This is a genomic window from Streptomyces sp. NPDC004542 (genome assembly GCF_040610035.1).
GTDB lineage: Bacteria > Actinomycetota > Actinomycetes > Streptomycetales > Streptomycetaceae > Streptomyces.
This window is the reverse complement of record NZ_JBEXLP010000160.1, coordinates 1-8373: the sequence shown is the minus strand read 5'-3', so window position 1 is coordinate 8373 and position 8373 is coordinate 1. Positions and strand designations below refer to the sequence as shown.

5 protein-coding genes and 1 pseudogene are annotated in these 8373 nt (G+C 72.8%); 3 read left to right on the top strand and 3 right to left on the bottom strand.

The annotated features are described in order from the left end of the window. Positions 1 to 101 precede the first annotated feature (101 nt). Together ABZX30_RS37345 and ABZX30_RS37340 are read right to left on the bottom strand one after the other, a co-directional pair. A pseudogene (locus ABZX30_RS37345) lies at positions 102 to 1349 on the bottom strand (sigma-70 family RNA polymerase sigma factor); the annotation flags it as partial. A 227-nt stretch (positions 1350 to 1576) separates the two neighbouring features. Further along, positions 1577 to 2353: a helix-turn-helix domain-containing protein gene (locus ABZX30_RS37340; protein WP_355942673.1), complete on the bottom strand. Its 777-nt coding sequence runs from the start codon at positions 2351 to 2353 to the stop codon at positions 1577 to 1579. A gap of 379 nt (positions 2354 to 2732) precedes the next feature. On the opposite strand from ABZX30_RS37340, the gene ABZX30_RS37335 reads away from it, so the two are divergent. Both ABZX30_RS37335 and ABZX30_RS37330 read left to right on the top strand, forming a co-directional pair. Beyond that, complete coding sequence (locus ABZX30_RS37335; RefSeq protein WP_355942670.1) at positions 2733 to 4109, top strand: NAD(P)/FAD-dependent oxidoreductase; 1377 nt, start codon at positions 2733 to 2735, stop codon at positions 4107 to 4109. A 130-nt stretch (positions 4110 to 4239) separates the two neighbouring features. Beyond that, positions 4240 to 5907: a SpoIIE family protein phosphatase gene (locus ABZX30_RS37330; RefSeq protein ID WP_355942668.1), complete on the top strand. Its 1668-nt coding sequence runs from the start codon at positions 4240 to 4242 to the stop codon at positions 5905 to 5907. 83 nt (positions 5908 to 5990) lie between these two features. On the opposite strand, the gene ABZX30_RS37325 is transcribed toward ABZX30_RS37330, so the two are convergent. Then, entirely contained in the window at positions 5991 to 7250 is a 1260-nt protein-coding gene (locus tag ABZX30_RS37325; protein ID WP_355942676.1) for an MFS transporter, read from the bottom strand. A gap of 134 nt (positions 7251 to 7384) precedes the next feature. Here ABZX30_RS37325 and ABZX30_RS37320 point away from each other — a divergent pair, with 134 nt between their 5' ends. Next, the gene (locus ABZX30_RS37320) at positions 7385 to 7939 is read left to right on the top strand and encodes a MarR family transcriptional regulator (protein ID WP_355942666.1); all 555 of its coding nucleotides are present in this window, start codon (positions 7385 to 7387) and stop codon (positions 7937 to 7939) included. Positions 7940 to 8373 lie beyond the last annotated feature (434 nt).

Sequence of the window (8373 nt, the reverse complement as noted above, 5' to 3'; positions counted from 1 at the left end):
GAAGCCGTTCGCCGCGTGGCCGCCGACCGGGGTGCGTGGCACCAGCGTGGTCCATGTCACGTCGCCGGACAGGAGTTCCGCGGCGCGGATCTCTTCCCCGGGGGCGCGGGGGCGGGGGACCCGGTCTCGGGCCGGACGGCCGGGGCGGACGGCCGGGGCGCGGCGGTCTTCCTGACCGGCGCGTCAGGGCCGGCCAGGCCGAGCGCCACGGCGGCCACCCCGACCGCGACCGCTCCGGCCGCGATACCGGCCTTCACCGGCGCACCCAGCCCCTCCGCGGCCACCCCGCCGCCGGTGCCCGCCTCGCCGGACGAGCCGCCCGCGACGGCGGCCGCGCCCGCGGCGCCCGCCCCCGCACCACCGGCGACGATCCCGAGCGCCTTGGCGTACCCGGCGGCACCGAACCAGCCGATGACCGCGACCGGCACGACGGCCGGGATGCCGCCGGCGACCTCCTCGACCTGGGCGGCCGCGAGCCGGCACCTGGCGCACTCCTCCAGATGCCTGCGCAACCCCCGCTCGGCACGGGTGCGCAGTCTGCGCCGGGCGTAGGTGCCGAGCTGGTCGGCGTAGCGGGCGCACCCCTCGTCGGCGGTGAGGGCGGCGCTGACATGAGCCTGGAGGTAGGCCTGCTTCAAGCCCTCACGGGCGCGGCTGGCGAGCACGCGCGTGCCGTTGGCGTCCAGCCCGAACAGTGTGGCGACCTGGCTCGGCGATTCGTCCTCCACCTCGGTGTGCCACAGCACGGCCTGCCAGCGCTCCGGCAGCGAGCGGAACGCCCGCATCGCCAGGGACCGCTCGGCCTCGTGCATCGCGCGCACATCGGCACCCGGGTCCGACGTGCGGTCGTCCTCCAGGGCTCGCGCGGACTGGGCGGCGAACACCGCGAAGTCGTCGACGAGTTGTTCACGCCGGGACGATGTCGTCCACTGCGCGGCGACGCGCCGGACGGAGGTGAGCAGATAAGCACGCACGGCGTACTCGGGTCCCGAGCCGCCCCGCACCGCCTGGAGCACGCGGGCGAAGACCTCGGCGGTCAGGTCGTCCGCGGTGTGGGCGTCACGGCAGCAGGTCCGGGCATAGCGGCGCACCGCGTCCGCGTGCCGCCGGTACAGCTCCTCGTACGCGCTGTCGTCGCCCGCGCGCATCCGCCCGATCAGTTCGCCGTCGGACCGCGGCCGAGTCCGCGGCGGCAGCGCACCGCCCTCGCGCTGGGCCGGCACGCCGCCCACGGTGCGGTCGGCCGGCAGGTGCGCCCGGCCGCCCTGACCCGGGACCTGCGGGGAGGTCGGCCCGCCGGTCTCCGCGTCACCGTCCCCGAGTGACCCGTCCCGCCCGTCACCACTCATCGCGGAAAGCCCCCGCCAGCAGCCCAGTCCAGCCCGACCCGATCACCCGGTCAGAGTGCCACACCGGCCTTCGGCCAGAACCGCGCTTTCCCGGACGTCCACTCGTCCGAGCGGACGTCCCGCCGAGCCGTACGGGGAAGTCACCCGGACGCGAAGCCACCCGGAGTCACCCGGGCGGGAAGGCTCGAGGAACCCGCCCCGCCCGGATGCGATCACTCTCCGTTCCCTCAGGCCGGACGGGACCGCAGCCCCTCCAGCAGGATGTCCAGCAGCCGTGCCGAGGCCGCCGCCTGCTGGGCCGCGTCCGGCAGCGAGGGCGCCGCCGTCGCGATCACCAGCAGCACGTCCGAGACCGACACGTCCGGCCGCAGCTCACCCGCCGCGCGGGCCCGCTCCACGAGCTGACCCACCACGTCGAGCAGCGCCGCCGCCCCCGCGTCGTCCTCGGCCGACGCCACCGGCTGCCCGGACACCAGCCGCAGCTCACCGTTGCCCGGCCGGCTCCGCTGCTGCGGCACCCGCGGCTCCTCGGCCACGGCGTCGCCGCCGTCCTCCGAGACACCGACCCGCAGCACCTGCGGCGGCAGCAGCCGCCCCGCTCCCGACGCCACCGACGTGCGCAGGAAGCGCGACAGCGCCGACCAGGGCTCGTCCTCCTGACCGAGCGCCGTGCGCGCCTGGTCGGTCAGCCGAGAGGTCTCCTCCTCGGCTATCCGCCGCACCAGGACGTCCTTGCTCGGGAAGCGCCGGTACACCGTGCCGACGCCGACCCGCGCGCGCCGCGCCACGTCCTCCATCGGCGCGCCGTAACCCAGCTCGCCGAAGACCTCGCGCGCCGCACGCAGCACGTGCTCCAGATTGCGCTGTGCGTCCACCCGCAGCGGCGTCGTCCGCGCACCGTTCCCGCGTCCGTTGCCCGCCGCCGCGGTCATCGCTCCGCCCACCGCCGTGCCACCGGGCACGACGGCGGACGCGGATGCCCAATGAGTGTCCTGAATATGCATGAGTGTTCCCCCGGTTAACGATGTCTCCCCCCGGAGACTCTCCCCGCCACTGATTCCGGAGCGCGCGGAACTGGCACCGTTCCCCGACCGGGGCCGCCCGTCGCGGACCCGTTCGACCACATTCTTCACACCCCGTCGACACGAACATAGTTGAGAGGCTGTCAATTCAGAAGGGGCAGGTTCCGCACGGAGCGCCCCCCGATCGGAGTACGAGGCGCATACGTCCCGATGCCGCGCCCGCGCTACCCTCCGTCCGCCCCCGCTGACCTGCCCGCTTCCGCCCCGATCCGCCGATCCGGCCCACCCCGCGCACGCCCGCGCGCCGGTCACACAATTTGCCGGGGCTGTGGACAAACAACAGCGCCGGGTGCGTCATGGGATGGTGAAGGAACGTGCGCGCATTCTCGTTGTCGGCGGCGGCTACGTCGGGATGTACACGGCCCTGCGTCTCCAGCGGAAGCTGAAGCGGGAGCTCAGGCAGGGTGCCGTCGACATCACTGTCGTCACTCCCGATGCCTACATGACGTACCAGCCGTTCCTCCCCGAAGCGGCCGCCGGTCTGATTTCCCCTCGTCACGTCGTCGTACCCCTGCGGCGCGTACTGGACCGGTGCCACATCGTCGTCGGCGAGGTGACCTCCATCGACCACGCGGCGCGCACCGCCGCCCTCACCACGCTCGCGACCGAGGCGGGCGGGCCCGTCGAACACCTGGCCTACGACGAACTCGTCCTCGCCCCGGGCTCGGTCTCCCGCACGCTCCCCATCCCCGGCCTCGCCGAGCACGGCATCGGGTTCAAGACCGTCGAGGAGGCCATCGGCCTGCGCAACCACGTCATCGAGCAGCTGGACATCGCCTCCTCCACCCGCGACCCGGCCATCCGCGACGCCGCCCTCACCTACGTCTTCGTCGGCGGCGGCTACGCCGGCGTCGAGGCGCTCGCCGAACTCGAGGACATGGCCCGCTACGCCACCCGCTACTACCACAACGTCCAGCCCGAGGACATGAAGTGGATCCTCGTCGAGGCCTCGGACCGCATCCTGCCCGAGGTCGGCGAGGAGATGGGCCGCTACACCGTCACCGAACTGCGCCGCCGCGGCATCCAGGTCCTGCTCGGGACCCGCCTCGAATCCTGTGCCGACCGCCTCGCCGTACTCAGCGACGGCCAGCGCTTCCCGACCCGTACGGTCGTGTGGACCGCCGGCGTCAAACCCAGCCCCCTGCTCGCCGCCACCGACCTGCCGCTGAACGAACGCGGCCGGCTCAGGTGTACCCCACGACTGACCGTCGACGGCACCGACCACGCCTGGGGCGCGGGCGACGCCGCGGCCGTCCCCGACGTCACCGCGGCCGGACCCGGCGCCGAGACCGCCCCCAACGCCCAGCACGCCGTCCGCCAGGCCAAGGTCCTCGGCGACAACGTCGTCCACGCCCTGCGCGGGGAACCCCTCGAGACGTACGCGCACCGCTACGCCGGCTCCGTCGCCTCCCTGGGACTCCACAAGGGCGTCGCCCAGGTCTACGGACGCAAGCTGAAGGGCTACCCTGCCTGGTTCATGCACCGTGTCTACCACCTCAGCAGGGTGCCCACCTTCAACCGCAAGGCCCGCGTGCTCGCCGAGTGGACCCTCGCCGGGCTCTTCAAACGGGAGATCGTCTCGCTCGGATCCCTCGAACACCCCCGTGCGGAGTTCGAACTGGCGGCCGGTGGAAAGCCTCCTCACAGCCCCACCGACAACCCGAAGGGGTCGTCCTGACCGGACCCAGGAACTCCACGGCCCGTCCCGGCGTCTGACGGATGTCGCCGCGGACGGCCACCTGTCAGACTTCCCCACGACCTCGGCCGGGCACCCGCCCGCCCACAGCACCCACGAGGCTTTCCCCACTGTGAACTTCACGCGCTGGAGCGCCCGGCTCCCCGGAACGCAGCGCCGCGCCGCAGCGCGGACCGAGCACGCGGTCTCCCCGGACCGGCGAGGAGAAGGCTCCGTGCCCACGGCCCGCGCCGAACAACTGACCGACGGCACACCGGCCGTACCCGCCGTCGACGAACTCCCCGCCCGCGAGGTCCTCGATCGCGTACCGGCCCTCGTCGCCCTGGTGCACGGCCCCGACCACCGCATCGCCTACCTCAACGACGCCTACACCGCCGCCTTCGGCACCCGCCCCCTCGGCGCGCCCGCCCGCGAGGCCCTCCCGGAACTGGCCGAACTGGGCCTGCTGCCCCTCCTCGACCAGGTCCTGCGCAGCGGCAAACCCCGCACGCTCAAGTCTCGCAAAGCAGTCGACGGCCGCTCCTACACCTTCACCTGCACACCCGTCGCCGAGGACGGAGTCCGCGACAACGGCGGCGCGGTGCTGGTCTTCGCCACCGACGTCACCGACCACGCCGAGGCCGCCGCCCGCCTGCGCGCCAGCGAAAGCCGCCAGCGCGAGACGGCGGTCACCCTCCAGCGCTCCCTGCTCCCCCAGGAACTGGAGCAGCCCGACGACCTCCGCATCGCCGCCACCTACCAGCCCGGTGGCACGGAGGCCGCGGTCGGCGGCGACTGGTACGACGTGATCACCCTCGGCGGCGGGCGCACCGCCCTCGTCATCGGCGACGTCATGGGCAGAGGCGTGCGGGCCGCCGCGGTCATGGGCCAGCTCCGTACGGCCGTCCGCGCCTACGCCCGCCTCGACCTCCCCCCGCACGAGGTCCTCCAGCTGCTCGACGGCCTCGCCGCCGAGATCGACGCCAACCAGATCGCCACGTGCGTGTACGCCATCCACGACCCGAACGAGGGCCGGCTGGTGTACGCGTCCGCCGGCCACCTCCCGATCCTCGTCCGCGACGAGACCGGCACCGTCCACCGCGCCGACGAACCGACCGGCCCGCCGCTCGGCACCGGCGGCTGGATGCACGCCTCCGGCTCGGTGCCGCTCAGCCCCGGCTCCACGGCCGTCCTCTACACGGACGGCCTGGTGGAACGGCGGAACCAGGACCTCGACGAGGGCATCGCCGCCCTCGAGCGCGCTCTCGCCGGCGCGACCGGCACCCCCCAGGTCATCTGCGACCGCCTGGTCCGCTCGGCCGGCGTCACCGCCGACCACGACGACGACGTGGCCGTCCTCGTCCTCCAGCACCCCGCCCGCACGGGCCACGACGGCGACCTCTTCCGCAACGCCGCCCTGGACCTCCTCGGCGGCGTGGAAGCGGCCCCACGCGCGCGTGCGTTCGCCTCCGGCGTGCTGACCAGCTGGCGCTTCCCGGCCGACCTCCACGACCTCGGCGTCCTCGCCGCGTCCGAGCTGGTCGCCAACTCCCTCCAGCACGGCACCCCGCCCATGCGGCTCCGGCTCCGCCGCACCGACCGCCGCCTGACCATCGAGGTCACCGACGGCGACGACCACCTCCCGCGCCGGCGCCGTGCGGAGCCGGGCGACGAGTCGGGCAGAGGCATCGCCATCGTGGCGACGATCGCGTCGAACTGGGGCGCACGCCGGACGCCCGGGGGCGGGAAGGCGGTGTGGTGCGAGTTCGTGCTGCCGAGGGGCGGTTCGAGTCGACCATAGGGCAGCCATAGGGCAGCCATGGGGCCGGACCGGCCGCGCGGCTCGGACCGGCCACCAGGGGCGGGGAGCGGGGGCCCCTTCGCCTACGCGGTCACGGACTCCGTCGGCGCCCCGCCCCGGGCGACCACCCGGCTCTTCGCCGCGGTCCACGGCCGGTCCTGGGCGACGGTGAGCCGCCGCCCCAGCCGCAGCGCCAGGAAGGTGATCCCCAGCGAGAACAGCAAAAACGTCACGACGTACGGGCCGGCCAGCGCGGCCGCCATCGGCCCGCCCACCGCCGGCCCGACAGCCAGCGCCAGCTGCTTCACCAGGGCGAAAGCGGAGTTGTACTGCCCGGCCATGCCCTCCGGCGCCAGATCCGCCACCAGCGGGGCGACCGTCGGCGACAGCATCGCCTCACCCAGCCCGAACAGGGCGTACGTCGCCACGAACGCGGCCGTCGCCATCTCCCGGCTACCGTGCCCGAGGCCCGCGTACCCGGCCGTGAGCCAGGCCACGGCCCAGATCAGACCCACACCGGCGATCACCCGCGACCGACGACGCCGCTCGACGAACTTCAGCACCGCGAACTGCGCGACGACGATCACCAGCGTGTTGGCGGCCAGCGCCGTACCGAGCGCGGAGGTGGATATCCCCGCCGCCTCGACGCCGTACGCGCTCAGCCCCGACTCGAACTGTCCGTAGCAGGCGAAGAAGAGCACGAACCCCAGCACGCACAGCTGCACCATCGCCCGGTTCCCGAGCAGCTGCTTCCAGCTGCCCCTCGACGACCCGGTCGGCGCCCCCTCGAGACGCGGCGAGCGCGGCATCCGCACGGTCGCCAGCAGCACGACCAGCAGCAGGAAGATCGCCGCCTCGATCGCGAAGAGCAGGGTGAAGGACGAGACCCGGGCCGTGTCGACCAGATGGCCACCGATGAGGCCGCCGACCCCCAGCCCGAGGTTCTGCAGGAAGAACTGCGTCGCGAACGCCCGCGACCGCGTGTCGGCCGCCGAGCAGTCCACGATCATCGTCGCCAGCGCCGGCTGCATCACGGCCTGCCCGGCCCCCAGCGCCGCCGCCGACACCAGTACGGCCACCGCGCTGCCCGCCAGCCCCAGGCTCAGCGCCCCCAGCGCGGCCATGGTCAGGGCGGCGAGCAGGACCGGAAGCGGGCCGCGCCGCACGATCGCCCGGCCGGCGAACGGCAGCACGATCAGCGCGGCCACGGCGAAGACGGCCAGGACGAGCCCCGCCGTCATGGCCCCCAGTCCCCGCACCTGCGCCACATAGACGTACAGGTAGGGGACGGTGAAGCCGAGCCCGAACGCGCTGAGTGCGTTGCCCACGTGGATCCGGCGCATCGCTGCGCCCATCGGCCTGGTCACGTTCACCTCTCTCACGAGTTAGATGTGAAGACTTAGAACCTAAAGTTCGAAGCTAAAGAGTATATTCCCAAGGACTTAAGGACAAAGGCGTCCCGTGCCATACTGCGGCCATGGCCGACACCCCCGGCGGCGTCAGCAGCGAGCCGACACTCGACGAGCAGATCGCCGCCTACCAGCGCGAGTTCCGGGACCTGGACCCCCAGGTGGAGCAGATCGTCTCGGCGCTGTCCCGCCTGAACCGCCGGATGAACGTCGCCTACGGCCGCCAGACCGCCGCCCTCGGCATCAGCAACGCCGAGTGGGAGGTCCTCAAGGCCCTCGTCCTCTCCGGCCTGCCCTACCGCCTGGGTCCCAGCGACCTCGCCAAGCGGCTCGGCCTCACGCCGGCGGCCATGACCCACCGGATCGACCGCATGGTCGCCGAGGGGCTCGTCACCCGGGAGAGGGACGAGTCCAACCGCGTCCGTGTCATCGTGGAGCTGACTCCCGAGGGCCGTGAGAAGTGGCTCGAGGCCATGCGCATGGCGACCGTCTTCGAGGAGGACCTGCTCCAGGACCTCTCCCCCGGGGAGCGGGCCGCTCTTGGTGAGGTCCTGACCCGGCTCCTCCGCCGGGTGGAGCACGCCCAGCCGGACGCCGGCGGCCGCCTGAGCGACCTCGACTGAGGTCCTCTGAAGTGCCTGCGCCGGGGCGCTTGACAGTGCCCCTCGCGATCCGTAGAGTTCTTCGGGTTGCCACGGAGCCGTAACGGTTCTGCGGCAGCACCTCCGCCGCCGTGAGCGGCACACTCAAACACAGCACGATCTCCCGACGGGATTGATTTCGGCGTGCCCGAATTCAATTCGAATAGGAGCGCGGCGGCCCGATTGGGAATCGCCGAGCGGATCCGCTAAGGTTTGAGACGTCGGAACGGCCCAACGGCCGGGAGGACAACCCCCTCTGACGGGGAATCAGACGCCGAAAGGATCTGATAGAGTCGGAACAGCCGGAAAGGGAAACGCGAAAGCGGAAACCTGGAAAGCACCGAGGAAATCGGGTCGAGAAAAGATCTGATAGAGTCGGAAACGCAAGACCGAAGGGAAGCGCCCGGAGGAAAGCC